This is a genomic window from Mycobacterium novum, from assembly GCF_010726505.1.
GTDB classification, from domain to species: Bacteria; Actinomycetota; Actinomycetes; order Mycobacteriales; family Mycobacteriaceae; genus Mycobacterium; species Mycobacterium algericum.
The window spans coordinates 2,679,127-2,704,913 of sequence record NZ_AP022562.1; the positions used below are offsets into that span (position 1 = coordinate 2,679,127).

At 68.7% G+C, this 25,787-nt stretch carries 24 protein-coding genes; 18 read left to right on the plus strand and 6 right to left on the minus strand.

Going from position 1 to position 25,787, the window contains the following annotated elements; translation table 11 throughout:
* Nucleotides 1-9: 9 nt before the first annotated feature.
* The 7 genes from G6N19_RS12300 to G6N19_RS12330 all read left to right on the plus strand — a co-directional run bounded on the left by G6N19_RS12300 (nt 10) and on the right by G6N19_RS12330 (nt 5,785).
* A complete protein-coding gene (locus tag G6N19_RS12300) occupies nt 10-762 on the plus strand; it encodes an SDR family oxidoreductase (RefSeq protein WP_193465039.1) in 753 nt (250 codons plus the stop codon).
* Complete coding sequence (locus G6N19_RS12305; protein WP_041318789.1) at nt 759-1,622, plus strand: NAD(P)-dependent oxidoreductase; 864 nt, start codon at nt 759-761, stop codon at nt 1,620-1,622. The genes G6N19_RS12300 and G6N19_RS12305 overlap by 4 nt, the downstream gene beginning before the upstream one ends.
* A gap of 10 nt (nt 1,623-1,632) precedes the next feature.
* Nucleotides 1,633-2,061 carry a carboxymuconolactone decarboxylase family protein gene (locus G6N19_RS12310; protein WP_013830522.1) on the plus strand — a complete coding sequence of 143 codons (429 nt, stop codon included), beginning with the start codon at nt 1,633-1,635 and terminating at the stop codon, nt 2,059-2,061.
* Between the two features lie 17 nt (nt 2,062-2,078).
* A complete protein-coding gene (locus G6N19_RS12315; RefSeq protein WP_041320213.1) occupies nt 2,079-2,831 on the plus strand; it encodes an enoyl-CoA hydratase/isomerase family protein in 753 nt (250 codons plus the stop codon).
* Entirely contained in the window at nt 2,828-3,706 is an 879-nt protein-coding gene (locus G6N19_RS12320; protein ID WP_013830520.1) for an SDR family NAD(P)-dependent oxidoreductase, read from the plus strand. The genes G6N19_RS12315 and G6N19_RS12320 overlap by 4 nt, the downstream gene beginning before the upstream one ends.
* Nucleotides 3,707-3,889: 183 nt before the next feature.
* Nucleotides 3,890-5,158 (plus strand): phosphoribosylamine--glycine ligase, encoded by a 1,269-nt coding sequence (gene purD / locus G6N19_RS12325; RefSeq protein ID WP_041320211.1) that lies wholly within the window; start codon nt 3,890-3,892, stop codon nt 5,156-5,158.
* Between the two features lie 54 nt (nt 5,159-5,212).
* Nucleotides 5,213-5,785, plus strand: a complete 573-nt coding sequence (locus tag G6N19_RS12330) for a hypothetical protein (RefSeq protein WP_049792934.1) — start codon at nt 5,213-5,215, stop codon at nt 5,783-5,785.
* 74 nt (nt 5,786-5,859) lie between these two features.
* Here G6N19_RS12330 and G6N19_RS12335 read toward each other — a convergent pair whose 3' ends face one another.
* Both G6N19_RS12335 and G6N19_RS12340 read right to left on the minus strand, forming a co-directional pair.
* Entirely contained in the window at nt 5,860-6,057 is a 198-nt protein-coding gene (locus G6N19_RS12335) for a hypothetical protein (RefSeq protein WP_013830517.1), read from the minus strand.
* 104 nt (nt 6,058-6,161) lie between these two features.
* Nucleotides 6,162-6,998, minus strand: coding sequence for an alpha/beta hydrolase-fold protein (locus G6N19_RS12340; RefSeq protein WP_193465040.1), 837 nt, complete (start codon nt 6,996-6,998; stop codon nt 6,162-6,164).
* Between the two features lie 79 nt (nt 6,999-7,077).
* Between G6N19_RS12340 and G6N19_RS12345 the strand changes: the two genes are divergently transcribed.
* The 5 genes from G6N19_RS12345 (at nt 7,078) to G6N19_RS12365 (ending at nt 13,281) form a co-directional block, all read left to right on the plus strand.
* A complete protein-coding gene (locus G6N19_RS12345) occupies nt 7,078-7,695 on the plus strand; it encodes a TetR/AcrR family transcriptional regulator (RefSeq protein WP_041320207.1) in 618 nt (205 codons plus the stop codon).
* Nucleotides 7,696-7,813: 118 nt separating this feature from the next.
* Nucleotides 7,814-9,340, plus strand: coding sequence for a Re/Si-specific NAD(P)(+) transhydrogenase subunit alpha (locus G6N19_RS12350; RefSeq protein ID WP_013830514.1), 1,527 nt, complete (start codon nt 7,814-7,816; stop codon nt 9,338-9,340).
* Nucleotides 9,341-9,372: 32 nt separating this feature from the next.
* Entirely contained in the window at nt 9,373-10,794 is a 1,422-nt protein-coding gene (gene pntB / locus G6N19_RS12355) for a Re/Si-specific NAD(P)(+) transhydrogenase subunit beta (protein ID WP_013830513.1), read from the plus strand.
* A gap of 21 nt (nt 10,795-10,815) precedes the next feature.
* Nucleotides 10,816-12,234, plus strand: a complete 1,419-nt coding sequence (gene purB, locus G6N19_RS12360) for an adenylosuccinate lyase (RefSeq protein WP_013830512.1) — start codon at nt 10,816-10,818, stop codon at nt 12,232-12,234.
* 6 nt (nt 12,235-12,240) lie between these two features.
* Nucleotides 12,241-13,281 (plus strand): tellurite resistance/C4-dicarboxylate transporter family protein, encoded by a 1,041-nt coding sequence (locus G6N19_RS12365; RefSeq protein ID WP_193465041.1) that lies wholly within the window; start codon nt 12,241-12,243, stop codon nt 13,279-13,281.
* Here the strand turns inward: G6N19_RS12365 and G6N19_RS12370 are convergent.
* Genes G6N19_RS12370 through G6N19_RS12385 form a run of 4 tightly spaced genes read right to left on the minus strand, consistent with a single transcriptional unit; the run spans nt 13,193 to nt 18,186 of the window.
* Entirely contained in the window at nt 13,193-14,947 is a 1,755-nt protein-coding gene (locus G6N19_RS12370; protein ID WP_013830510.1) for an NAD-binding protein, read from the minus strand. The genes G6N19_RS12365 and G6N19_RS12370 overlap by 89 nt on opposite strands.
* Nucleotides 14,948-14,950: 3 nt before the next feature.
* The gene (locus G6N19_RS12375) at nt 14,951-15,337 is read right to left on the minus strand and encodes a DUF6394 family protein (protein ID WP_013830509.1); all 387 of its coding nucleotides are present in this window, start codon (nt 15,335-15,337) and stop codon (nt 14,951-14,953) included.
* Nucleotides 15,338-15,346: 9 nt separating this feature from the next.
* Nucleotides 15,347-15,985, minus strand: a complete 639-nt coding sequence (locus G6N19_RS12380; protein WP_013830508.1) for a hypothetical protein — start codon at nt 15,983-15,985, stop codon at nt 15,347-15,349.
* Nucleotides 15,986-16,032: 47 nt separating this feature from the next.
* Nucleotides 16,033-18,186: a cellulase family glycosylhydrolase gene (locus G6N19_RS12385; protein ID WP_013830507.1), complete on the minus strand. Its 2,154-nt coding sequence runs from the start codon at nt 18,184-18,186 to the stop codon at nt 16,033-16,035.
* 227 nt (nt 18,187-18,413) lie between these two features.
* On the opposite strand from G6N19_RS12385, the gene G6N19_RS12390 reads away from it, so the two are divergent.
* From G6N19_RS12390 to G6N19_RS12415, 6 genes are all read left to right on the plus strand, one after another.
* Nucleotides 18,414-19,310 (plus strand): phosphoribosylaminoimidazolesuccinocarboxamide synthase, encoded by an 897-nt coding sequence (locus G6N19_RS12390; protein ID WP_013830506.1) that lies wholly within the window; start codon nt 18,414-18,416, stop codon nt 19,308-19,310.
* Nucleotides 19,307-21,454, plus strand: coding sequence for a S9 family peptidase (locus G6N19_RS12395; RefSeq protein WP_193465042.1), 2,148 nt, complete (start codon nt 19,307-19,309; stop codon nt 21,452-21,454). Before G6N19_RS12390 ends, G6N19_RS12395 begins: the two co-directional genes overlap by 4 nt.
* Nucleotides 21,455-21,495: 41 nt before the next feature.
* Entirely contained in the window at nt 21,496-21,984 is a 489-nt protein-coding gene (locus tag G6N19_RS12400) for a glutathione peroxidase (RefSeq protein ID WP_083037544.1), read from the plus strand.
* Nucleotides 21,984-23,330, plus strand: a complete 1,347-nt coding sequence (locus G6N19_RS12405; protein WP_193465043.1) for a DUF2254 domain-containing protein — start codon at nt 21,984-21,986, stop codon at nt 23,328-23,330. Before G6N19_RS12400 ends, G6N19_RS12405 begins: the two co-directional genes overlap by 1 nt.
* 61 nt (nt 23,331-23,391) lie before the next feature.
* Nucleotides 23,392-24,111 (plus strand): DUF2334 domain-containing protein, encoded by a 720-nt coding sequence (locus G6N19_RS12410; RefSeq protein WP_193465044.1) that lies wholly within the window; start codon nt 23,392-23,394, stop codon nt 24,109-24,111.
* 19 nt (nt 24,112-24,130) lie between these two features.
* Nucleotides 24,131-25,786, plus strand: coding sequence for an FAD-binding dehydrogenase (locus G6N19_RS12415; RefSeq protein WP_193465045.1), 1,656 nt, complete (start codon nt 24,131-24,133; stop codon nt 25,784-25,786).
* Nucleotide 25,787: the final 1 nt, after the last annotated feature.

Consider the following 25,787-nt stretch of genomic DNA (forward strand, 5'->3'; position numbering starts at 1 on the left):
GAAGAACCAGTGGGGCAATTCGACGACAAGGTGGCCATCGTCACCGGTTCCGGTGGCGGGATCGGCCAGGCCTACGCGGCGGCACTGGCCGCTGAGGGCGCCGCCGTGGTGGTCGCCGACATCAACCTCGAGGGCGCGCAGAACGTCGCCAAGCAGATCGTCGCTGACGGCGGCAAGGCCCTCGCGGTGGAAGTCGACGTCTCCGACCCGGAGTCGGCGCAGGCCATGGCCGATGCGGCGGTCAATGAATTCGGCGGGATCGACTACCTGGTCAACAACGCCGCGATCTTCGGTGGCATGAAGCTCGACGGGCTGCTGACCGTGCCGTGGGACTACTACGAGAAGTTCATGCGGGTCAACCTCGACGGTGCACTGATCTGCACCCGGGCGGTCTACGAACACATGGCCGAGCGCGGGGGCGGCGCCATCATCAACCAATCCTCCACCGCGGCATGGGTTTACTCGAACTTCTACGGGCTGGCCAAGGTCGGTATCAACGGTCTGACCCAGCAGCTCTCCCGCGAGCTGGGCTGGCGCAACATCCGGATCAACGCGATCGCACCCGGCCCGATCGACACCGAGGCCAACCGGTCGACCACCCCGCAGGCCATCGTCAAACAGATGGTGCAGCAGTTGCCGCTCGCACGGATGGGCACGCCCGAGGACCTGGTTCCGATGTGCCTGTTCCTGCTGTCGGATCAGGCGTCGTGGATCACCGGACAGATCTTCAACGTCGACGGCGGACAGATCATCCGGTCATGAGCACACCTGATTCACCACCGCGCCTCGGCTACATCGGGCTGGGCAACATGGGCGCGCCGATGGCCAGGCGGATGGTCGACTGGCCCGGCGGCGTAACGGTATTCGATGTGCGTGCCGAAGCGATGACGCCGCTGGTCGAGGCCGGCGCCGGCTCGGCCGACAACGTCGCCGAGGTGGGTGCGAGCGCCGACATCATCAGCGTCACCGTGCTCGACGACGCCCAGGTCCGCGAGGTCGTCGCCGAACTGGCGGCCAACGCGAAGCCGGGCACCGTCATCGCGATCCACTCGACGATCGCCGACACCACCGCCGCCGAGCTGGCCGAGCAGCTGAAGCCACAGGGCATTCACGTCGTGGATGCGCCGGTCAGCGGAGGCGCGGGAGCCGCCGAGAAGGGTCAGCTGGCCACCATGGTCGGCGCCGACCGCGCGGTCTACGAACAGATCAAGCCGGCGTTCAAACACTGGGCGGCATTGGTCATCCACGCCGGGGAGCCCGGCGCCGGCACCCGAATGAAGCTGGCCCGCAACATGTTGACGTTCACCGCCTATGCCGCGGCCGGTGAAGCCATGAAACTGGCCGAGGCCGCCGGCCTGGACCTGCAGGCGCTGGGCCGGGTGGTGCGGCACACCGATGCGCTCACCGGCGGACCCGGGGCGATCATGCTGTTGGACTCCACCGCGCCGCTGCCGGCGGACCATTTCCTGCACGACGCCTTCACCCACACTCGCGGCCTGGGGGAGAAAGACCTCAGCCTGGCGTTAGGGCTGGGACGGGCGACCGGTGTGGAGCTGCCGCTGGCGCAGATCGCGCTGCAGCGGCTCGCCCCCGGCCTCGGCGTTCCGCACCCGACTGATTAGGAGAGACCCGATGGACGAACTGCGCCGCACCGGACTGGAGAAGATGAATGAGGTCTACGGCTGGGAGATGCCCAACATCGAGGGCGACCCCTACTTCGACCTGACCGTCGATCACCTGTTCGGCAGCATCTGGACCCGGCCCGGATTGTCGATGCGCGACAAACGGATCATGACGCTGACGGCGGTGACGGCGATCGGCAACCGGAACCTGGCGGAGATCCAGATCAATGCCGCACTGCTCAACGGCGAGCTCACCGAGGCCGAACTCAAGGAGATGGCGGTCTTTGTGACCCACTACCTCGGGTTCCCGCTGGGATCGGCGCTCAACGGCGCGGTCGACGCCGTCGTGGCCAGGCGTAAGAAGGCCGCGGCTAAGGGCCAGGCCGAGGACAAGAAGGCCAACGTCGACGCCGCGGTCAAGATGCACGGCGGCGGGTAGGGAATGTGGAGCGCACCTTGACTCTGGAGATCACCACCACCGGACGCGTGCGGGTCCTGACATTGGCCAGGCCCGAGGCGCTCAACGCCTTCAACGAGGCGCTTTACGACGCCACCACCGAGGCACTGCTGGAGGCAGCGCAGGATCCCGAGGTGGCGGTCGTGGTGGTCACCGGCGCCGGCCGGGCCTTCAGCGCCGGGACCGACCTCAAGGAGATGCAGGCGCGGGTCACCGCAACGGATTTCACTCCGGGCCGGCACGGCTTCCCGGGGTTGATCGACGCGCTCAACGGCTTCGCGAAGCCGTTGATCTGCGCGGTCAACGGAATCGGGGTGGGCATCGGCACGACCATTCTCGGCTACGCGGACCTGGCGTTCATGTCGTCGACCGCACGGCTGATGTGCCCGTTCACCAGTCTCGGTGTCGCGCCGGAGGCGGCGTCGTCGTATCTGCTGCCGCGACTGATCGGCCGGCAGAACGCCGCCTGGCTGCTGATGTCCTCGGAATGGATCACCGCCGAGCAAGCCCTCGAGATGGGCCTGGTCTGGAAGGTCTGCGAGCCCGATGACCTGATGGCGGAGGCGCATCGGCACGCCGAGGTCCTCGCTGCGCGACCGCTCGCCAGCCTGATGGCGGTCAAGAAGAGCATCGCCGCGCCCACCCTGCCCGGGGTGGCGGCCGCCCGCGAGCGGGAGAACGCCTACTTCGTCGAGCTGATGGGTTCCGGCGCCAACGCCGAGGCGCTGGCGGCCTTCACCTCGACACCATGACCGACGAGACATTGCTTTCCGGGCGGGCCGCCGTCGTCGTCGGCGGCAGCCGGGGCGTCGGCCGGGCGGTCGCCGACCTACTCGCGGCTTGCGGCGCCGGCGTCGTGGTCAACGGCCGGGATCCGGATGCGGTGGACGGCACCGTCGCGGCGATCACCGGTTCGGGAGGTCGGGCCGTCGGGGTAGCCGGGGCCGCCAACGCCGAGGCGACCGCGACGGCGTTGATGGCGGCCTGCCGGGACGAATACGGCAGCGTCGATGTGCTGATCAACTGCGCCGGCATCGCCGAACCGCCCGGTTCCTCGATCCTGTCGATATCCGGCGCGCAGTTCCAGGAACTGCTCGACGCTCATCTCGGCACGGCATTCCACACCTGCCGGGCCGCCGCCCCCATCATGGCCGAGCAGCGACGGGGGTCGATCGTCAACAGCGGTTCGGTGGCCTTCCTGGGCGACTACGGCGGCACCGGCTATCCCGCCGGCAAGGGGGCGATCAACTCCCTGACGCTGGCGATGGCGGCCGAGCTCGCGGAGCACGGCGTTCGGGCCAATGTCGTCTGTCCGGGCGCGAAGACGCGTCTGTCGACCGGCGCCGACTACGAGCAGCACATCCGCGACCTGCACGCCCGGGGACTGCTGGATGAGTTCACCATGCAGGCGTCGCTGGATCCGGCGCCGACCGGCTACGTGGCACCGCTGTATACCTACCTGGCCAGCGACCTGGCGAGCACGGTGACCGGCTCGGTGTTCCTGGCATCCGGAGGCTTCGTCGGCCGATTCGACCGTCCCGCCCCCGCGGTGCTGGGTTACCGCGATCACCATGGCTCGTCACCGTGGTCGATCGCGGAGTTGCACGCCATGGTGACGGGCAGTTGAGCCGCTGAAAGTACTCGGGAGACGCCAGCAGCGCCGAGCCGGGCGGGCTGAATGGCGCCGGCGGTGCCCTCCGGGGGCGGTGACGTAGGCCCGTCGCCGCGTACCGGGCGGTCTTGCTATATATCCTTTGTCTCGCGCCCCGCCGACGACGATGCGAGGGGAAATGAGAGAGGAGTGGCGCCGATGCGCGTCCTGGTGATCGGTTCCGGCGCCCGGGAACATGCGCTCCTCATGGCCCTTCGCAACGACCCGAAAGTCGAACACCTGGTGATCGCGCCGGGCAACGCCGGCACCGCAGCGGTCGCCGAACAACGCGAGGTCGACATCACCTCCGGTCCGGCGGTCGCCGCCCTGGCCCGTGACGTCGCTGCTGACCTGGTGGTGATCGGGCCCGAGGTGCCTTTGGTGTTGGGCGTTGCCGACGCGGTGCGGGCCGCGGGCATCGCCTGCTTCGGACCGTCCCGGGACGCCGCGCGCATCGAAGGCTCCAAGGCGTTCGCCAAGGACGTGATGGCCGCGGCTGGGGTGCGCACCGCTCGCTCGGAGATCGTCGACAGCCCGGCCGACCTGGACGCTGCCCTGAGCCGGTTCGGCCCGGATGCCGGCGAGGCGGCCTGGGTGGTCAAGGACGACGGGCTGGCCGCCGGCAAGGGAGTGGTGGTGACGCCGGACCGCGCGGCGGCCCGGGCACACGCCGCCGGGCTGCTCGACGCCGGACATCCGGTGCTGTTGGAATCGTTTTTGGACGGCCCCGAGCTGTCATTGTTCTGTGTCGTCGACGGCGACACGGTAGTGCCGTTACTGCCGGCGCAGGATTTCAAACGGGTGGGTGACGGTGATGCCGGCCCCAACACCGGCGGCATGGGTGCCTATGCCCCGCTGCCCTGGCTGTCCCGAGAGGCTGCGGCGGGGATCGTCGCCGACATCGTCAAGCCGGTCGCCGCCGAACTGGTGCGCCGCGGCAGCCGGTTCGCCGGGCTGCTCTACGCCGGAGTGGCGATGACTTCGACCGGGCCGGCTGTCGTCGAATTCAACTGCCGCTTTGGGGATCCGGAGACCCAAGCGGTACTGGCGCTCCTGGAGTCGCCGCTCGGGCAGCTGCTGCACGCCGCCGCCACCGGTGGGCTCAGCGAGTTCGGTGCGCTGCGCTGGCGGGACAGCTCGGCGGTGACGGTGGTGCTGGCCGCGGAGAACTATCCCGGCCGGCCCCGCGTCGGGGACGTGATCGTGGGCGCCGAGGGTGAGGCCGTGCTGCACGCCGGCACCGTGCTCCGCGAGGACGGGGCGGTGGTGTCCTCCGGTGGCCGGGTGCTGTCGGTGGTGGGTGTCGGCGACGACTTGGCCGCTGCCCGCGCGGCCGCCTACCGGACCCTCGGTTCGATCCGCTTGCCCGGTAGCCACTTCCGCACCGATATCGGCTTGGCGGCCGCCGAGGACAAGATTCGGATCTAGCCGAGCCGAACATCCTCGGTCGGCTCGGCGAGGGCGCCGGTACAGTTACCCAGTATGTCTGACGAAACTGAGCTGGACGCTGCTGAGTCGGCCGACGAGGATCACCCATCGGAGCAGCCTGCGGCTGCGAAACGATCGGCGGCCCAAGCGCCGGTGAAATCAGCTCAGGGGCCCCTGCTCCTCGCGGCGGCGATTGCGCTCGTCGCCGGAGCCTTGGCCGGCGCGGCGGTTGCCTGGTGGCTCCCGGCATCCGCGATGTCGGCCAATTTCTCGGATCAGCAGGTTGCCGACGCGAAGAAAGATGTGTGCGCTGCGGCAGTGCTCGCGCGCCAGGCGGTGGCCAACAACATGCACCTGAAGAACCCGGATCCCGAGAACCCGGTTGCCCAGCTTGCGGTGGCCGCCAACGCGAGGCTGTCGCTGACGGCGGGTGCCGCATACCTGCGGGGTCGCGTTGAAGAGAAGGCCGCCGTTTCACAGGATATTGCGGAAGCGGCCCGCGCGATGGCCGGCGAGCTCGAGCATCTGAACCTCAGTTACCTTGTCGGGCAACCGAATTCAGAACGGGAGCAGCTGGGGCGCGATCTTGACGCGCGCATCGCGGCATTGGGCAAGCTCTGCCAGTAACCGCAGTCGGCTGACCGGATTCTGCCGGGTCCGATCAGCGGCCTAGCTCAGAAACCCAAGAACGCCAGCGGATTTCAAGCCGATGCGACCGCTGACGTCCCGTCGGCGTTCGGGATCGCCTCGTAGACGTTCGTGAACCATCCGAGGTCGGTCACGCTGTAGACCGTGCCCAGCGTCGGCGGGTCCGCGAGTTGCGCATCGGTGAGACCCGATGCGGCATCGACCGAGGTAACGGTGAACTGGGTGGTCTCGATCCCGAGAATGTTCGACATGTTCTCACCGAGGCTGACCGTTCCCAGCGTGTCACCGCTGCTGAGTGCGGCGGGTTCCGAGGAGGCGTCGGCGTCGCTAACCCAGGTTGGGGCTGAAAAATTGGCTAAGCAGTTAGAAGCGGGGCGGCCCAGGTCAACTCGGCCGGGAGCTGCGAGCTCCAGTAGGACCCGTCATGCCCGCCGGGGGAGAAGCCGCCGGCGGGGGGATTGGGCAGCTGGTCGATGAAAGCCCGGGTCGCCGAGTAAAAGGGGTCGGAGTCACCGCAATCCACCCGGATCGGGATCGATCCCAGGGCCGGCATCCCGAAGACGGAGTTCGCCGTGAAGTCCGCCGCGCCGTCGAACGCGCCCGGCGCCGCCGCACCGGGCGACAGCCACAGCGCAGGGCTCACCGCGCAGATCGCCGCGGTTCGGCGCGGACCGAGCCGGCCCCCGAGCAGCAGCGCGCCGTAGCCACCCATCGACCAGCCGATGAACGCCACCCGGGAAGTGTCCAGCCCCTGGTCTGCCAGCAGCGGCAGCAACTCGTCGGTCACCATCGCGCCGGAGTCCTCCCCGGAGGTGCGCCGGTGCCAGTAACTGCCGCCGCCGTCGACGGCCACCACCGCGAACGGGGGCAGGCCGGCGGCGACCGCCTCGGCCAGGCCCTGTTCCACTCCGCCGGCCATCACCGTCGCCGCGTCGCTGCCTTTGCCGTGCAATGCGATCAGCGGGCGCAGTGACTCGGTCTGTCCCGGGGGCCTGGCGATCGCCCAATTGGTCGAGATCCCGCCGCGCGCGGCCGAGGCGAACGAGCCGGTCGTCATGGTGGGCAGCGTCGGGGTGGCCCGCGCGGGCCGGACGCCGACCAACGAACTCACGCCCAACGCGCCCGCCGCGCCCACGGTGGCCCCGAGTCGCAACGCCGCTCGTCGGCTCAACCCGGGCATGGCGGCCATCATGCCAGCGGAGCACGGTTTGTCCGAAAAGACGCAAACCCATGATGCGGCGATAGCTCTGCTGGCAGCATCTCTAGGCGTGATGACAGCGGTCACGCCCAAGGGCGAACGCCGACGGTATGCGCTGATCAGTGCCGCCGCCGAGCTACTGCGTGAGGGTGGGTTCGAAGCGGTGCGACACCGCGCGGTGGCGCAGCGGGCCGGCCTGCCGCTGGCGTCGACCACCTATTACTTCTCGTCGCTGGAGGACCTGATCGCCAGCGCGGTGGAACACATCGGAATGTTGGAGGTCGCTCAGCTGCGGGCCCGCATCGCCGGCCTGTCCCGGCGCCGGCGCAGCGCCGAAACGACGGCCGACATGCTGGTGGATCTGCTGGTGGGTGAGGAGCACGGCTCGCAGGTCAGCGAACAGCTCATCTCGCGATATGAGCGGTCCATCGTCTGTGCCCGGCAGCCTGCCCTCCGCGAAATCCAGCGCCGCATCCTGCACCAACGGTCCGATGCCGTCGCCGAAGCCGTCGAGCGTTCCGGGCGGATCGCCCGGGTCGAGATGGCGCATGCGCTGGTCTGCATGGTCGATGGGGCGGTGATGGCGGCCCTGGTTGACGACCGCCAGGGACCGCGGGCCGTTGCCCGGGCGGCGGTGATCGACGTCATCGACCTGCTCGCGCCGCTGGACCAGCGCGCCGTGTCAGCCTGAGAAGCTCACACGGTATGCTGCCTCGACCCCTTTGTCGCTACTTTGCTACTGGCGGGTAACCGGGGGGTGCCAAGACGCCCAGAAACGCCTACGAGAAGCGAATGCGGAGAGCTACGTCATGAATATCGGTGTCCTATCCGAGGCGCAGCCCGGTGAGACGCGCGTGTCGGCGACGCCAACCACGGTCGCCCAGCTGATCAAGCTCGGCTACGAGGTGGTGGTGGACGCCGGTGCGGGAGAGGCGTCGTCGTTCACCGACGCCGCCTACGTCGAAGCCGGCGCCACGATCGGCGACGCCCGCGCCGCTGACATCGTCTTCGGCGTCAATGCCCCAGCGACCGAGCAGCTCGACGCCATGAAGCCGGGCGCGACACTGGTCAGCCTGCTGGCACCGGCACTGAACCCGGATCGGGTGGAGGATCTGGCCCGTCGGCCGATCACGGCACTGTCGATGGACGCGGTACCCCGGATCTCGCGCGCGCAGTCGCTGGACGTGCTGAGCTCAATGGCCAACATCGCCGGCTACCGCGCCGTGGTGGAGGCCGCCCACGTGTTCGGCCGCTTCTTCACCGGCCAGGTGACCGCCGCCGGAAAGGTGCCACCGGCCAAGGTGCTGGTGGTGGGCGCCGGCGTCGCCGGCCTGGCCGCGATCGGCGCAGCCGGCAGCCTGGGAGCGATCGTGCGGGCCACCGACCCGCGGCCGGAGGTCGCCGATCAGGTGAAATCCCTAGGCGGCGAGTATCTGTCGATCGAAGATCCCGAGGCTGAGGTCTCGGCAACCGGCTACGCCAAAGAGATGGGCGACTCCTACAAGGCCCGCGAGGCCGAGCTCTACGCCGAGCAGTGCAAAGACGTCGACATCATCATCACCACCGCGCTCATCCCCGGTAAGCCGGCACCGCGGATCATCACCGCCGACATGGTCGCCTCGATGAGCCCGGGCAGCGTGATCGTGGATATGGCCGCAGCCAATGGCGGCAACGTCGAGGGCACGGTGGCCGACCAGGCCGTCGTCACCGACAACGGGGTGACGATCATCGGCTACACCGATCTGGCCGGCCGGCTGCCCGCGCAGGCGTCGCAGCTCTACGGCACCAACCTGGTCAACCTGGTGAAGTTGATGACGCCGGGCAAGGACGGCCAGCTGGTGCTGGACTTCGACGACGTGGTGCAGCGGTCGATGACCGTGGTGCGTGACGGCGAGTCGACCTGGCCGCCGCCGCCGGTACAGGTCTCGGCCGCCCCCGCCAAGGCCACTGAAGCAGCCCCGGTGGTCAAACAGGAGTCGAAGGCGCCGATGACGGCCGGTCGGCGGCTGGGTCTGGTGGTAGCCGCGGCGGCGGTGCTGTTCGCGCTGGTGGCGCTGGCGCCGGCGGCGCTGCAGGTGCACCTGACGGTCTTCGCGCTGGCGATCGTGATCGGTTATTACGTGATCGGGCATGTGCACCACGCGCTGCACACGCCGCTGATGTCGGTGACCAACGCCATCTCGGGCATCATCGTCGTCGGTGCGCTGCTGCAGATCGGGCACGGCGATCCGGCCATCACGGCACTGGCGACCGCGGCGATCCTGCTGGCCAGCATCAACGTCTTCGGCGGTTTCGCGGTGACCCGCCGCATGCTGGCCATGTTCTCCCGCAGCTAGGCGCTGCGCACCCCGATTTGGAGTAGACCCCTATGTTCTCGATCGACACCGCCGCCTCGGCGGCATACATCGTCGCGGCGCTGTTGTTCATCCTGGCGCTGGCCGGGCTGAGTAAGCATGAAACGTCCAAGGTCGGCAACAGCTTCGGCATCCTCGGCATGACGGTGGCGCTGGCCGCGACGATCGCCTTGGCGGTCAACCGCTGCATCCAGCCGGTCGGCCTGGCGCTGCTGATCGGGGCGACCGTGGTGGGCGCGGCGATCGGGCTGTGGCGGGCCAAGGTCGTCGAGATGACCGGCATGCCCGAGCTGATCGCGCTGCTGCACTCGTTCGTCGGTCTGGCCGCCGTGCTGGTCGGCTGGAACGGTTACCTGCACATCGAAGCCGACATGCAGGGGGCCGACGCCCAGGAGTTGGCGGCCTCGGGGTTGCTGGGCATCCACTCCGCCGAGGTGTTCATCGGCGTGTTCATCGGTGCGGTCACCTTCACCGGCTCCATCGTGGCCAACCTCAAGCTGTCGGCGCGGATGAAGTCCAACCCGTTGATGCTGCCCGGCAAGAACTTTCTCAACGTCGGCGCCCTGGTGGCGTTCTTCGCGCTGACGGTGTGGTTCGTCAACGAGCCGCAGCTGTGGCTGCTGATCGTGGTCACCGTGCTGGCGCTGGCGCTGGGCTGGCACCTGGTCGCCTCCATCGGCGGTGGCGACATGCCGGTCGTGGTCTCGATGCTCAACAGCTACTCCGGCTGGGCGGCTGCGGCATCGGGCTTCCTGCTCTCCAACGACCTGCTGATCATCACCGGTGCGCTGGTCGGCTCCTCGGGTGCCTACCTGTCCTACATCATGTGCAAGGCGATGAACCGGTCGTTCATCTCGGTGATCGCCGGCGGCTTCGGCATCGAGGCCGGCCCGTCGGATGACACCGATTACGGCGAGCACCGTGAGATCACCGCCGAAGGGGTGGCCGAACTGTTGGCCGGCGCCGAGTCGGTGGTCATCACCCCGGGCTACGGCATGGCCGTCGCGCAGGCCCAGTACGGCGTCGCCGAACTGACCCGCAAACTGCGCGAGCGCGGGGTCAACGTGCGCTTCGGCATCCACCCCGTCGCCGGCCGGCTCCCGGGGCACATGAACGTGCTGCTGGCCGAGGCCAAGGTGCCCTACGACATCGTCCTGGAGATGGACGAGATCAACGACGACTTCGACGACACCTCGGTGGTGCTGGTGATCGGCGCCAACGACACCGTCAACCCGGCCGCCGCCGAGGATCCGGGCAGCCCGATCGCCGGCATGCCGGTGCTGACCGTGTGGGAGGCCGACAACGTGATCGTCTTCAAGCGCTCGATGGCATCGGGCTATGCCGGCGTGCAGAACCCGCTGTTCTTCCGACAGAACTCCGCGATGCTCTTCGGGGACGCCAAGGATCGGGTCGAGGACATCCTGCACGCGCTGTAGGGGGCCGTAAGCTAGCTGCTCGTGAGCATCCCCAACGTGCTGGCCACCCGCTACGCCAGCGCCGCGATGACCGACATCTGGTCGCCGCGGGCCAAGATCGTCGCCGAACGCCGACTGTGGCTGGCGGTGCTGCGGGCGCAGGCCGAGCTCGGCGTGCCGGTACCCGAGAAAGCGATCGCCGACTACGAGGCCGTGCTCGAGAATGTCGACCTCGAGTCGATCGCCGCCCGCGAGCGAATCACCCGCCACGACGTCAAGGCGCGCATCGAGGAGTTCAACACGCTGGCCGGCCATGAGCACGTCCACAAGGGCATGACCAGCCGCGACCTGACCGAGAACGTCGAACAGCTGCAGATCCGCCAATCCTTGGAGCTGGTGTTCAGCCACGGCCTGGCGGCGGTCGCCCGGCTGGTCAGCCACGCGGTGGCCTACCGCGAGCTGGTGATGGCCGGGCGCAGCCACAACGTCGCCGCCCAGGCCACCACGCTGGGAAAGCGGTTCGCCTCGGCCGCCCAGGAGACGCTGATCGCGTTGCAGCGGCTGGAAGAGCTGATCGGCCGTTACCCGCTGCGCGGTATCAAAGGCCCGATGGGCACCGCCCAGGACATGCTCGACTTGTTCGACGGCGACACCGCCAAGCTCGCCGAACTGGAGCGCCGAGTCGCCGAATTCCTGGGATTCTCCACGGTTTTGACCAGTGTCGGCCAGGTCTATCCCCGATCGCTGGACCACGATGTGGTGTCCGCGCTGGTGCAACTGGGCGCCGGGCCGTCGTCGCTGGCCCACACCATCCGGCTGATGGCCGGTCACGAACTGGTCACCGAGGGTTTCGCGCCCGGCCAGGTGGGCTCGTCGGCGATGCCCCACAAGATGAACACCCGAAGCTGCGAGCGGGTCAACGGATTACAGGTGGTGCTGCGCGGCTACGCGTCGATGGCCGCCGAACTGGCCGGCGCACAGTGGAACGAGGGCGACGTGTTCTGTTCGGTGGTGCGCCGAGTCGCGCTACCGGATGCGTTCTTCGCCATCGACGGACAGACCGAGACGTTCCTGACCGTGCTCGACGAATTCGGCGCCTACCCGGCGGTGATCACCCGCGAACTGGACCGCTACCTACCGTTCCTGGCCACTACCAAGGTGCTGATCGCCGCGGTGCGCGCCGGGATGGGTCGAGAAGCTGCCCACGAGGTCATCAAGGAGCACGCGGTGGCCGTCGCCCTGGCGATGCGCGAACGCGGCGCCGAACCCGACCTGCTGGACCGGCTGGCCGCCGACGAGCGGCTGCCGCTGGACCGCGCCGCCCTCGATGTGGCGATCGCCGACCGGCAGGCGTTCACCGGTGCGGCTGCCGACCAGGTCGACCAGATGATGGCGGAGGTCACCGCGCTGGTCGAGCGGTATCCGTCGGCGGCCGGCTACGTTCCAGGCGCGATTCTCTAACCGCGCATGAGCGTGACGCGGTGGCCGGCACCGGACGCCTTCGCGGCGGTGATGGCCACCGGCATCTTGTCGATTGCCGCCCGCAATCATCAATATTCGTGGCTTTCAGACACTTTGGGGGTACTGGCAACCGGCCTGCTGGTGGTGTTGGGGGCAGCCGCAACGCGCGCCGTCACCCGCTGGGACCTACGCGACCCCGACGTGACGCTGCGGTTGTTCACGTTCGTCGCCGCGTGCGCGGTGCTGGATTCGCGGCTGGTCGCCCACCCGGTGGTGGTGCGGCTGCTGGGCGCGATTGCGCTGACGGCGTGGCTGGTGTTGCTGATCTTGACGTGCCGCAACCTGGCTGCCGGTGGTCGGGTCGCGCTGCGTGGCAGTGCCCACGGCGCCGGGGAACTGGCCAGCGTCGGAACATCGGGGCTGGCGATTCTGGCCGCTCAGGTCGCCCGGCACACCGGTGATCGCGGCTGGACGGCGGTGGCCATGGCGGTCTGGCTGCTCGCGATCGCGATCTACATCGCGATGACCTGGCTGATCCTGTGGCGCGCCGTCCACGAGCGCAAAGACCGGGACGGCCTCGAACCGGACGACTGGATTCTGATGGGGGCGTTGGCGATCGCCACCCTTGCCGGTCACACCATCTACGGCGTGGCGGTGGGCTGGCCGGCCGGGGCCGTACGGGCCGTCACCGCCGTGACCTGGGTAGCGGCCAGCCTATGGATCCCTCCGCTGGTCTACTTCGTGTTGCACCGGATCAACCGGCGCCCGGCGGTCCTCAAATTGACCGGCGCGTGGTGGGCGCTGGTATTCCCATTGGGGATGTACTCGGTGGCCACCGGGGCGATGGCCACCGAACTGCGGATGCCCGCACTGCAGACCCTGTCGCTGGTGTTCTACTGGAACGCGTTGACCGCCTGGCTGATCGTGGCAGTCGCCGGGTTGCTGCGCGCGCGAGCCCTCAGTGCGGCCGCGCTGCATCGGCGCGGCGGCGCATCCGCGCGGTCAGCCTGGCCCATACCCACGTCAAGGGCACGTCGCGGCCGGTAGCCAGGTACTCCACCGTGGCAGGGTAGTTGCACACCTCGCGCACCTGGGACAGCCCCTCGGGCTTGCCGACGAGCAGCACCTGGTCGTCGAGCGCCAGTGTGGTGTCCGGGTCCGGCATGAACGTCGGCGCACCGTCTCGCATCAGCACCAACGCGGCCAGCGGCAACCGCACCTCCCGGTCGTCGGGCCGGCGGATGAGATCGCCCAACGTCAGCGTCTCCCCACGTCGCAACCAGTCCGCGATCGCTGGAGCCTGCTCGGCCGACAACACGATGACATCACGACTGGGCGTGCGCCGCCCGCAGGTCTCCTGCAGGTGGTCGCGCACCCTGGTGGCCCAAGCTTCATCGCGCCCGAAGGCGTGTTCAACAAAGCTCCAGAACACCGGTGTGAGGGTTCGGGCCAGGACCTCGCGGGCAACGAGCTCGGGCGCGATGTAAACCGAGTCGATCTGCAACGCGTCGAGCAGGGCTTTCTTGGCGTTGGTCTGTTGGCGGACCACCAGATAGACGTCCGCGTTGGCCAACCTTGCCTGCTCTGCTACGGCGATGTTCGTGGTGTCGCTATTCGTCCCGGCGATGAATCCGACGGCATCGGCGACGTCGAGTTCATCCTCGGCGGGGTCGACGAGGTCTACGGCCAGCCCGCTGGCGGTGAGATCACGTACCAGTTCGTCACCGAACTCGGGGTCGGCGCAGACCACCCAGCGGCCGGTGGCCAGTCCCCGCCGCAATGGCGGCAGCTGGTCTTCTTCGTTGTCCATCAGCCAGCGAAGCAGCTGGTGATTGACCGGGCGATGAATGGACAGCGCGAGGTAGTCACCGAACCGGTCAGCGGGGTTGATGATTCCCGCCGGAGCGAAGCGCTCGATACGGGCCTGGATCTTCGGGTCGCTGCAGCGGGTGAACACGGGCACTTCAGGCCGCAGCAGCGCCACGGTCATCACCACCGCGAGGTTTGCGTCGTCATCGTTCGTCAACGCCAGGACGCCCTCGCAGTCGCGGTGAGCGAGGCCGGCCACGCCGAGCACGGGCGGGCTGGCGCAATCTCCCTCGATCGCCGGGACGTCGGAACTGAGTTGCCCCGATGTCACCGATGCGACTCTGGATTCCTGTTTGTCGATGACGACGAACCGGCGCCCGTGTTCGTCGAGTTCGGCGCCGACGGCCCGGCCGGCCTGGCCGTAGCCGGCGATGATGACGAAGGGCTCGACCATCCGGCGGACTTGCCGGCGAAACCGCTGCGCGGCGATGGCGTCCTGAAAGGCGGTGTCGTTGATGACGGAGAAGAAGACGCCGATGGCGAAGGCCCAGCTGATCACGACCAGGTAGATCGACATCGACAGCCACATCCGCTGCGGGTAGCTGAAGGCGTGAGGCACCTCGCTGTAGCCGACCGTCGTCAACGTGATCGTCATCTGGTAGAACGCATCGAAGACGGTCAGCCGGTAGGGATTGCCCTGCGCATCGACACCGGGCATCAGCATCAAGCCGGTGGTGCAGACGCTGAACATGGCGATGACGACAATGAACGGTGCGCGCATCCGCCGCATGAACAAGAAGATGACCTCGGTGGTCTCGACCGTCGTCGGGACTCGGATCGGCTTGGGCCGCGGCTTGTTCGGTCGCCGGGTCCAGAACGCCAAGAGGTGCAGGGAGTTGGGCATCTGCTATCGACGTCTGAAGGACGCCGTTTCGACCACCAGCAGCGTGACCGACACGATGTTGGCCAACAGCGCCCCGCCGGACAGCGACACCACGCTGGCGATGGCATGTGCGTCCAGCCCGTAGCTGGACACCTGGGTGTAGTAAACCCACATCGTCGCTGCGCCGGCGAGCTGCAGCAGCGCGACCAGGCTCGTCGCCAGATGGACCGCTCCGAGCTGGGTGCGGTCACCGAACTTCAGGATCGAGGTGATGAAGGCGACGATGAGGGCGAGGAAGAGTTCCCACGGATTGTGGATGAGCGGGTCGCCGATGTCGCCGACGAAGAACCCGAAATTCAATGTCGCCGCTAGCAACACAAAGAAACCGAAAACCACCTTCTCGAGGTTCACGACCGCAGCCTAACTCGCCGCGCTCAGGGATCGGGGATGTCGCGCCAGCCCGGCAGACCGTAGCTCGACGGCGGCGAGTTCGGCGATCACGGGGAGGTCTTGATGCCGCCATGCGCCGACCGGGTCGGGACTGACCGCGGTCAGCGCGCGGTGCGGCCGGTTCGCCAGCGCGCGCAGTGCCAGCAACTGCAGGCCGGCCGGCGTGGCGGCCAGCGCCAGCACCGCCCGTTTGCGCAGGAAGAATCGCAGCCGCAACGCCAGCCACGGCATCGCGACCGCCAGGATCGGTGGCGCCGCCACCGCGATCGCCAGCAGGTAGGCCAGCCAGCCGGCGGTGGTGTTCAGGTTGTGGCCGGCGCCGGCGATGTCGACTGCCGCCTCGCCGGCCGCGGTCAGTGGCTTGCTCACCGCATCGCCCACCAGCGGAATGCGATCCGCGCTGTGCCCGGCCGAGGCCAGGCTCTCGGCCACCCCGTTGGCGCCTTGCTCGAACTGCCGTCCGACCCCGGCGATGGTGGCGACGGCCCCGTGCACGGCCAGCGCGACCAGCACCCACAGGAAGGTCCAGACCGCGACGATGGCGTCGCTGAACAACTGAGCCAGCAGGCGGCCGGGGGAGGTGGCGTAGGGCAGCAACCGTGACGTCATGTCGTTGATCCCAGCACAGTTGATGCCGTCTGGTGCGGTGGTGCGGCTCAGCTGTTGGGCGTCACCGTCACCGTGACGACGGAAGCGCCGGCGTCGGAGGCGATCACCAGCACCGGGGCGTTCGGCTCCGAGGCGACCTCGCCGCCGGTGACCACCACCTGGTAGCCGTCCGGGTAGATGCTGGTCGGCACTGAGATGTCGGTGTGCGCGCCGGCGGCGAACTGGCCGGAGCCGTCGGCCATTGCGGTGGAGTAGCTGAACGCGAAGGTGCCTTCGGTGAACGACCAGGTGCCCGGGATGCCCGACACCGCCTGCGGGTAAGGCGCGGCCAGGGTGAGCATCGCGTCGGTCGCCACGTTGTCCCCGGTCGGCGGCTGCGCCATGTCACCGACCAGCACGTTGTTGTAATCCCAGAACAGCCAGCCGAATCCGTGCTTGTCGGCGGCGCCGGTCGCGTTGCTGATGACGCCGGGAACGGTGGTGTTGCCGAACTCGGTGAGCATCCCCGGCAGGCCGTGGGTCTGGGTGTAGGCGGCGGCCTGATCCATGATGAAGCCCTCGTAGGCCGAGCAACCGATGTCGGTGCCCAGGACCTCGAACCACGGGCAGTAGCTGTGGAACGCGAAGATGAGGTTGTCATCGTCCGGCGGGGTCACGTGGGTGGGCACCGGCAGGTTGCCGAACAGCGTGTTGGGTTCGAAGAGTATCGGGGTGGTCGGGTCGACCGACCGGATCGCCGCGGTCACCTGGTCGTAGAACGGCGACAGCTGTTGGGTGTCGAAGAACGGGTTGCCGAACGCGGTCGACAGATAGCCTGAGCCCGGCCAGGGCTCGTTCATGATCTCGTAGCCGGCGACATTCGGGTTGCCGTTGAAGTAGCCGGCGACAGCTTGGAACATCGCGGCGTAGTGGTTCTGCAGGCCGATCCCGTCCGGTGCTGCGGAGTTGGTCCAGAACGCGTCCCAGGCGTGGTTCACCGCGAAGTTGAGCGGATAGTTCCACGGCCAGCCGAAGTTGATGTTGAGCGCATCGCCGGTCTGCACTGCCCACTCCGGCGCCCCGTCACCGATGCCGGTGATGGTGTCGCTGTACAGATCCTGGTGCATGTCGAGGACGCTGACGATGCCGTGCTTGGCGAGCAGGTCCACGGTGGCCTTGATCGACGCCAGGTACCCATAGTCGATCTCGCCGGGGTTGGGCTCGACCCCGGCCCAGATGATCCCGACCCGCACCGCGTTGACGCCGTTGGCGGCCAGGTACGCGGCGTGCTGCTCGTCGAAGTGGTTGGCCTCCGGGGTGAACGGCGCACCCTTGTTGACTTCGTTGACGCCGTGCAGGATCAGCACCCGGCCGTCGGCGTCGGTGAGCCAGGTGCCGGCGGTGCTGAAGGCACCGCTTCCGGTGGGCGGGCCGCCGCCCGCGGTGCCGAAGGCGCCGACCGCGCCGTGGGTGCCCGCCACCCCCGGGTTGCCGCCGGCCCCGCCCAGGGCCGGCACCGGGTGCCCGGCAACGGACCTGATGCTGTCGCCGTCGCCGGCGTCACCGCCGTGCCCGCCGGCGGCGAACAGCCCGATGCCGTTGCCGCCGTCACCGCCGTCACCGCCGGCGCCACCGTCGCCGCCGGCGCCACCGTTGCCCAGCAGCCAGCCGCCGGCCCCGCCCGCGCCGCCGTGAGCCCCGGCACCGCCCGCGCCGCCGGCGCCTCCGTTGCCGAACAGTCCCGCCGCGCCGCCGGTTCCGCCGCCGACCTCGGCCTGGTCGCTGTCCCAGCCGGCGCCGCCATCGCCGAACAACCAACCGGCCGCGCCGCCATTCGGGTTGTCTGCGGTGCCGGCGGCCCCGTCACCGATCACATGCGAGCCGAACCCGTTGAGGAACTCGGCCACCTGCTGGCCGGCTGTGCTGTCCAGCCACTGCTGCAGTCCGTCGTGCACCGGTAGGTAGATCGAGTGCTGGAACCAGTCGGTGAAGTCGAAGCTGGTGGCCGACGCCGCAAACGGGTCGCCCCAGTCGGCGGCGATCCCGGCCAGCAGCTGGTCGAAGGCGTCCTCGATGACCTCGGCGTGAGCGGTCGGGGCGCTCACCGGGGCCAGGCCGAACCCGAACGACACCCCGGCTACCACGGCCGCGCCGGCCAGTCGGGTGCGGCCGCTCAGCCGCGGCGGCCGGCGATTCTCCGAGACGGTGTGTGCGTGAGCCATGGCTGGACGATCCCTCGCGGCTGGATTTTAAATATGAGTCAGGTGTGAGAAGCCTAACAAATAACTGTAGGCGATGATTGGGTCGTTGTCCGGGTTTGTGGACGACCGGCCACTCGGCCAGGTTGATGCGGCGGCCCCATCAGTGGTTCGGGGATCCCCCGCCTTGCGGAGTGCCCACGCGCCCGCCGCCGGCGCGTCGCGCATGTTCGCCCGGTTAGGCTGGCGCAATGTCGCGTCCCGCGCTCTCCGACTATCAGCACCTGGCCAGCGGCAAAGTCCGCGAACTGTACCGGATCGACGACCACCACCTACTGTTCGTCGCCACCGACCGGATCTCGGCGTTCGACTACATCCTCGACAGCCAGATCCCCGACAAGGGGCGCATCCTCACCGCGATGAGCGTCTTCTTCTTCGACCTGGTCGACGCGCCCAACCACTTGGCGGGCCCGCCCGACGATCCGCGCGTCCCCGAGGAGGTGCTGGGCCGGGCGCTGGTGGTGCACGAACTGCAGATGATGCCGATCGAGTGTGTGGCGCGCGGCTACCTGACCGGCTCGGGGCTGCTGGACTACCAGCGCAGCGGATCGGTCTGCGGCATCCCGCTGCCGCCGGGGTTGGTGGAGGCCAGCAAGTTCGCCAACCCGCTGTTCACCCCCGCCACCAAGGCCGAGATCGGCGAACACGACGAGAACATCTCGTTCGCTCGGGTGATCGACCTGGTGGGCCCGGTGCGGGCCGGCCAGCTGCGCGACCGCACCCTGCAGGTCTACCTGCAGGCGGCCGACCATGCGCTGACGAAGGGGATCATCATCGCCGACACCAAGTTCGAGTTCGGCGTCGACGAACACGGCAACCTGCTGCTGGCCGACGAGGTGTTCACCCCCGACTCGTCGCGGTACTGGCCGGCCGACCACTATCAAGCCGGGGTCGTACAGGAAAGCTTCGACAAGCAGTTCGTGCGCAACTGGCTCACCGGCCCGGGCTCGGGCTGGGATAGGGCCGGTACCGAGCCGCCTCCGCCGTTGCCGGACGAGATCATCGCCGCCACCCGCGCCCGTTACATCGAGGCCTACGAACGGATCTCGGGCCTGTCCTTCGATGACTGGGTCGGCCCCGCGGCATGACCGACGGTTCACGAACGCTGCCCGATCCCCCGTCGGCCAAGCGGGTGGACAGTACCCGCACCCACCACGGGGACGTTTTCGTCGACCCCTACGAATGGCTGCGCGACAAGTCCGATCCTACGGTGATCGCTCATCTGGAAGCCGAGAACGCCTACACCGACGCCGCTACCGAGCACCTGGAACCGTTGCAGCAGCGCGTCTTCGACGAGATCAAGGCCCGCACCAAGGAAACCGACCTGTCGGTGCCGACCCGGCGCGGCGACTGGTGGTACTACGCCCGCACCTTCGAAGGTAAGCAATACGGCGTCCAATGCCGCTGTCCCGTCAGCTCGCCCGACGACTGGGATCCACCTCGACTCGCCGGGGACATCGAGATCCCCGGCGAGCAGCTGATGCTAGACCAGAACGCCGAAGCCGAGGGGCACGATTTCTTCGCACTGGGCGCCGCCGGTGTCAGTCCGGACGGCAACATCTTGGCATACTCCGTCGACGTCGTCGGCGACGAGCGATACACGCTGCGATTCAAGGATCTTCGCACCGGCGAACTGTTCCCCGACGAGATCGCCGGAATCGGCGCGGGGGTGACCTGGGCGACCGACAGCCGCACCGTCTACTACGTCACGGTCGACGCGGCCTGGCGCCCGGACACGGTGTGGCGCTACGGTATCGGCGCCGGTCAACCCGCCGAGCAGGTCTATCACGAGGATGACGAGCGGTTCTGGCTGTCGGTGGGGCGCACCCGCAGTGACGCCTACGTGCTAATCGCCGCCGGCTCGGCGGTCACCTCCGAGGTGCACTACGCCGACGCCGCCGACCCACACGCGGAGTTCACCGTGGTGCTGCCCCGCCGCGAGGGCGTCGAGTACTCGGTGGAGCATGCGATCCTCGACGGCCGCGACCGGTTTCTCATCCTGCACAATGACGGCGCGGTCAACTTCACCCTGGTGCAGGTGCCCGTGGCGGACGCGGGGAACCCGGCCGCGCAGCAGACCCTGATCGCCGGAGCCGATGACGTCCGGCTCGACGGAGTGGACGCCTTCGCGCACCACCTCGTCGTCGGCTACCGCGCCGAGGGGCTGCCGCGGCTGCAGCTGTGGCCGATCAGCAGCGACGGCGACTATTCACCGCCGCAGGAGATCACATTCGACACCGAGTTGACCTCCTCGGGCCTGGCGGCCAACCCGAACTGGGACTGCCCCAAACTCCGGGTGGGTGCGACGTCGTTCATCACGCCGGTTCGCATCTACGACATCGACCTCGCGACCGGCGAACGCACACTGCTACGGGAACAGCCGGTACTCGGGGACTACCGCCGCGAAGACTATGTGGAGTACCGCGACTGGGCCTACGGCGAGGACGGCACCCGCATCCCGGTCTCGGTCGTGCACCGGGCCGGCATCGAGCTACCGGCGCCGACCCTGCTCTACGGCTACGGCGCCTACGAGATGTGTGAGGACCCGCAGTTCTCGATCGCCCGACTGTCGCTGTTGGACCGGGGCATGGTCTTCGCCGTCGCGCACGTCCGCGGCGGCGGCGAGCTGGGTCGGCTCTGGTACGAGCACGGCAAGTTGCTGGAGAAGAAGAACAGTTTCACCGACTTCGTCGCCGTGGCACGCCACCTGGTCGAGTCCGGGGTCTGCGAACCGCGGCGCCTGGTGGCGATGGGCGGCAGTGCGGGCGGACTGTTGATGGGCGCGGTCACCAATCTGGCACCGGAAATGTTCGCCGGCGTGGTGGCCCAGGTTCCGTTCGTCGACCCGCTGACCACCATCCTGGACCCGTCGCTGCCGCTGACGGTCACCGAGTGGGATGAGTGGGGAAACCCGCTGGACGACAAGGACGTCTACTTCTACATGAAGTCTTATTCGCCGTATGAGAACGTCACGGCCCGGGACTACCCGCCCATCCTGGCGATGACGTCACTGCACGACACCAGGGTGTTCTACGTCGAGCCGGCCAAGTGGGTTGCGGCGCTGCGCCACAACAAGACCGACGCCGGCCAAGTACTGCTGAAAACCCAGATGAGCGCCGGCCACGGCGGCATCTCCGGGCGGTACGAACGCTGGAAGGAAACCGCGTTCTGCTATGCCTGGCTGTTGGCCATGGCCGGCTGCGACGTTCCCGCCGAACGCCGATCGGGCTGAGCTGATCGCAGTCGCCACCGGCAACGGGTAACCTCGCGGCCATGAGCCTCGCCGATATCCCGCTGACCACCCTCGACGGCCGGTCCACGTCCCTGGCCGACTACGCCGATCGAGCGGTCCTGGTCGTCAACGTCGCGTCCAAATGCGGGCTCACACCCCAATACAGCGCCCTGGAGAAGCTCGCCCGGGACTACGCCGACCGCGGTCTGACGGTGCTGGGGGTGCCCTGCAACCAGTTCATGGGTCAGGAGCCCGGGACCGCCGAGGAGATCCAGGACTTCTGCTCGACCACCTACGGGGTGACGTTTCCGCTGCTGGCCAAGACCGACGTCAACGGCGATGACCGTCACCCGCTGTATGCCGAGTTGGCCAAGACCGCCGACGCCGATGGCACCGCCGGCGACGTGCAATGGAACTTCGAGAAGTTTCTGCTCGCTCCGGGGACGGTGGTGGCAAATCGCTTCCGGCCCACCACGGTGCCCGATGCGCCCGAGGTGATCGCCGCCATCGAGGCGGTCCTGCCAAGCTGATGCGTCCCAGCTCGGAGCGCTTCCCGAGTGTGCGGGCGTTGGCGCTGGCTTACCGGTTTCGCGAGAGCCTGTTTCTGCTGCCGCTGCTGATCGTGTTCGGCGGCATGTTGTTGGCGGTCGGCAGCCGCGTGCTCGATCGACACGTCGGCCCGTCGCCCCGCTTCCTGCTGAAGATGGACAGCGGTGTGGCCACCTGGCTGCTGTCCACCATCGCCGGCGCGACGATCACCACCGCGGGGGTCATCTTCTCGCTGACCATCGTGAGCCTGCAGCTGGCCAGTTCGCAGCTGTCGCCGCGGGTGATGCGCTGGTTCATCCGGGATCGGCTCAGCCAGGTCGTGATCGGCCTGCTGGTCGCGACGTTCGTGTACTGCGTGCTGAGCCTGCCGGATCTGGACGGATCCTCGCCGCACCGCGCGCCGCCGGTGACGGTGACGGTCGCGGTCGTGCTGACGATCGTCACGGTGATCACGATCATCGCCCACATCGACCACCTGGCCCATCGGCTCGAGGTCGGTCAGGTGGTGCGGGAGATCGCGGCGGAGGGCTCGATGGTGATCGACGCCGTCGTGGCCGCCGCAGCCGATGAGCAACCGGCCCCCGAAACCGACATGGACGCTCCGCGGGACGCGCTGCGACTGACCTCGCCGGGCAACGGCTGGATCAGCCGGGTCGACACCCGGCGGCTGCTGGCCGCCATCCCGCCCAACACCAAGATCCGGTTGGACACCCGAGTGGGCGCCTACATCCACCTGGGCCAGCCGCTGGTCACGATCTGGCCGGCGCCGGACAACCCGGACCGGGTGCGGCAGAAGCTGACCAGGGCGATCGCCGTCAGCGACAGCCGCACTATGCAGGAAGACGTCGACTTCGCGTTCCGCCAACTCGTCGACATCGGCTTGCGCGCACTGAGTTCGGCGATCAACGACCCCACCACCGCGGTGGAGGCGACGCTGCGCGTCGGCAGCCTGCTGCGCCGCCTGCTGGTGGCGCCGTTGCCGCTGGTGGCGGTAGCCGGCCCGGAAGGGCGGATACTGCTGCGGCCCTGGGGCCTCAACGCCAAGGAGTACATCGCGCACGGCTTCGATCAGCTCCGCCAGGTCGCACCGGCGCAGCCCATGGTGGCGGCGGCGATCCTGCGGGTGCTGCGGATGCTGGCCGGTCATGTCGAGGAGGCCGGCCGTCCCGAGCACCTTCCCGCGCTGCGTGAGCAGGCCGACCTGCTGCTGGACTCGCTTGCCAAGATGCCGAACCTGCATCCCCGCGACCTGGCACGGTTGCGGGCGATCGCCGCCAACAGCACCGACCCGGCCAACCACAGCCGTCGCCGCCGGATGAACCCGTAACGCCGGCTGACGTCTTCCCCGACGTCACCGGCCGGTCACCTGCACCGGCCACAATGATGGCGTGACCGGCCAGTTGATCGTCTCCGTCTCGGGCATCGGTGCACGTAGCCGCGCCGATGCCGAGGCGTTCTGCGCGCAATTGGACACCCGCGCCGTACCGGTGTCGCTGCTGGTGGCCCCGCGGCTGGGCGCCGACTACCGGCTCGACCGTGACCCGGGCACCGTCGACTGGCTGACGCAACGGCGGACAGCCGGCGCCGCGATCGTGCTGCACGGTTTCGATGAGGCGGCCACCAAGAAGCGTCGCGGCGAGTTCGCCACCCTGCCCGCGCACGAGGCCAACCTGCGGCTACTGGGCGCCGACCGCGTGCTGGAACACCTCGGGTTGCGCACCCGGCTGTTCGCCGCGCCGGGCTGGACGGTATCGCCGGGAACCGTGTTGGCATTGCCGCGCAATGGGTTCCGTCTTCTTGCCGGACTGCACACCATGACCGACCTGGTGCTCGACTGCACTGTGCGGGCCCGGGTGGTCGGCATCGGGGCCGGTTTTCTGACCGCGCCCTGGTGGTGCCGGATGGTGGTGGCGACCAGTGAACGCGTCGCACGCCGCGGCGGGGTGGTGCGGCTCTCGGTGGGTGCTCGACAGCTGAGCCAACCCGGCGTGGTGGCGGCCATGCTGGACGCGGTGGACACGGCGCTGGGCTACGGCTGCCGACCGGTGCCCTACCGGTGGCCGGTCGCGGCCGACGTAGCCGACGTGGCCTCGGAGCTGAGCGCCTGAGTCGTTACCCTGGAACGCCATGAGCGATAGGGCGGACGCCGACGCGATCATCGTCGGGGCGGGTCTGGCCGGCCTGGTGGCGGCCTGCGAACTGGTGGAGCGCGGCCAGCGGGTATTGATCGTCGACCAGGAGAACAGTGCGAATCTGGGCGGGCAGGCATTCTGGTCCTTCGGTGGCCTGTTCTTCGTCGACAGCCCCGAGCAGCGGCGGCTCGGGGTGCGCGACAGCCATGAACTGGCACTGCAGGATTGGCTGGGCACCGCGGGCTTCGACCGGCCCGAGGACCACTGGCCGCGCCAATGGGCGCACGCCTACGTCGACTTCGCGGCCGGCGAGAAACGCAGCTGGCTGACCGCCCGCGGCCTGAAGGTCTTCCCGCTGGTCGGCTGGGCCGAGCGGGGTGGTTACGGCGCGATCGGGCACGGCAACTCGGTGCCGCGGTTCCACATCACCTGGGGGACCGGGCCGGCGCTGGTCGAGATCTTCGCGGGCCGGCTGCGGGGCCGCTCCAGGGTCCGCTTCGCACACCGCCACCAGGTCGACGAACTGATCGTCGAAAGCGGCCGGGTGACCGGCGTGCGCGGCAGTGTGCTGGAACCGTCGACTGCGCCGCGCGGTGTCGCATCGTCACGGAACACGGTGGGGCAGTTCGAGTTCCGTGCGGCCGCAGTGCTGGTGACCAGCGGCGGTATCGGCGGCAACCTGGAGCTGGTGCGGCAGAACTGGCCGGAGCGGATGGGCCGTGTCCCCGCACAACTGCTGGCCGGCGTGCCCGCCCACGTCGACGGCCGGATGGTCGGGATCACCGAGGCGGCCGGCGGCCGGGTGATCAACCGGGACCGGATGTGGCACTACACCGAGGGCATCACCAACTACGACCCGATCTGGCAGGGCCACGGCATCCGGATCATCCCCGGCCCGTCGCCGCTGTGGCTGGACGCGGCCGGCGCCCGGCTGCCCGGGCCGCTGTATCCCGGCTTCGACACCCTGGGCACCTTGGAGCACATCGCCCGCTCCGGGCAGGACTACACCTGGTTCGTCCTCAACGCGAAGATCATCGAGAAGGAGTTCGCGCTGTCGGGTCAGGAACAGAACCCGGACCTGACCGGGCGCAGCCTGCGGAAGTTGATCGCGTCGCGGGCGCGGTCGGGGCCGCCGCCGCCGGTGCAGGCGTTCGTCGACCGCGGGATCGACTTCGTCAGCGCCGATTCGCTGCGTGATCTGGTCGCGCGCATGAACGAGCTGCCCGACGTGGTGCCGCTGGACTACGCGACGGTGGCTGCCGAGGTCACCGCGCGCGACCGTGAGGTGGCCAACCGGTTCTCCAAAGACGGTCAGATCACCGCGATCCGCGGGGCCCGGGCCTACTTGGGTGACCGGCTGGGCCGGGTGGTGGCCCCGCACCGGTTGACCGATCCGGCGGCCGGTCCGCTGATCGCGGTCAAGCTGCATATTCTGACCCGTAAGACGTTGGGCGGCTTGGAGACCGACCTGGACTCCCGGGTGCTCGGCGGCGACGGTCAGCCGATCGACGGGCTGTACGCGGCCGGCGAGGTGGCGGGCTTCGGGGGCGGCGGGGTGCACGGCTACCGGGCGCTGGAGGGCACCTTCCTGGGCGGGTGCATCTTCTCCGGACGCGCCGCCGGCCGGGGAGCCGCCGGCGATATCGCCTAAA

What these genes read in the sequence shown, in the direction of transcription:
- G6N19_RS12305 (WP_041318789.1), top strand. Translation starts at nt 759, where the DNA reads ATGAGCACACCTGATTCACCACCGCGCCTCGGCTACATCGGGCTGGGC.
- G6N19_RS12310 (WP_013830522.1), top strand. Translation starts at nt 1,633, where the DNA reads ATGGACGAACTGCGCCGCACCGGACTGGAGAAGATGAATGAGGTCTAC.
- G6N19_RS12320 (WP_013830520.1), top strand. Translation starts at nt 2,828, where the DNA reads ATGACCGACGAGACATTGCTTTCCGGGCGGGCCGCCGTCGTCGTCGGC.
- purD (WP_041320211.1), top strand. Translation starts at nt 3,890, where the DNA reads ATGCGCGTCCTGGTGATCGGTTCCGGCGCCCGGGAACATGCGCTCCTC.
- G6N19_RS12330 (WP_049792934.1), top strand. Translation starts at nt 5,213, where the DNA reads ATGTCTGACGAAACTGAGCTGGACGCTGCTGAGTCGGCCGACGAGGAT.
- G6N19_RS12335 (WP_013830517.1), bottom strand. Translation starts at nt 6,057, where the DNA reads ATGTCGAACATTCTCGGGATCGAGACCACCCAGTTCACCGTTACCTCG.
- G6N19_RS12340 (WP_193465040.1), bottom strand. Translation starts at nt 6,998, where the DNA reads ATGATGGCCGCCATGCCCGGGTTGAGCCGACGAGCGGCGTTGCGACTC.
- G6N19_RS12345 (WP_041320207.1), top strand. Translation starts at nt 7,078, where the DNA reads ATGACAGCGGTCACGCCCAAGGGCGAACGCCGACGGTATGCGCTGATC.
- G6N19_RS12350 (WP_013830514.1), top strand. Translation starts at nt 7,814, where the DNA reads ATGAATATCGGTGTCCTATCCGAGGCGCAGCCCGGTGAGACGCGCGTG.
- pntB (WP_013830513.1), top strand. Translation starts at nt 9,373, where the DNA reads ATGTTCTCGATCGACACCGCCGCCTCGGCGGCATACATCGTCGCGGCG.
- G6N19_RS12365 (WP_193465041.1), top strand. Translation starts at nt 12,241, where the DNA reads ATGAGCGTGACGCGGTGGCCGGCACCGGACGCCTTCGCGGCGGTGATG.
- G6N19_RS12370 (WP_013830510.1), bottom strand. Translation starts at nt 14,947, where the DNA reads ATGCCCAACTCCCTGCACCTCTTGGCGTTCTGGACCCGGCGACCGAAC.
- G6N19_RS12380 (WP_013830508.1), bottom strand. Translation starts at nt 15,985, where the DNA reads ATGACGTCACGGTTGCTGCCCTACGCCACCTCCCCCGGCCGCCTGCTG.
- G6N19_RS12385 (WP_013830507.1), bottom strand. Translation starts at nt 18,186, where the DNA reads ATGGCTCACGCACACACCGTCTCGGAGAATCGCCGGCCGCCGCGGCTG.
- G6N19_RS12390 (WP_013830506.1), top strand. Translation starts at nt 18,414, where the DNA reads ATGTCGCGTCCCGCGCTCTCCGACTATCAGCACCTGGCCAGCGGCAAA.
- G6N19_RS12395 (WP_193465042.1), top strand. Translation starts at nt 19,307, where the DNA reads ATGACCGACGGTTCACGAACGCTGCCCGATCCCCCGTCGGCCAAGCGG.
- G6N19_RS12400 (WP_083037544.1), top strand. Translation starts at nt 21,496, where the DNA reads ATGAGCCTCGCCGATATCCCGCTGACCACCCTCGACGGCCGGTCCACG.
- G6N19_RS12405 (WP_193465043.1), top strand. Translation starts at nt 21,984, where the DNA reads ATGCGTCCCAGCTCGGAGCGCTTCCCGAGTGTGCGGGCGTTGGCGCTG.
- G6N19_RS12415 (WP_193465045.1), top strand. Translation starts at nt 24,131, where the DNA reads ATGAGCGATAGGGCGGACGCCGACGCGATCATCGTCGGGGCGGGTCTG.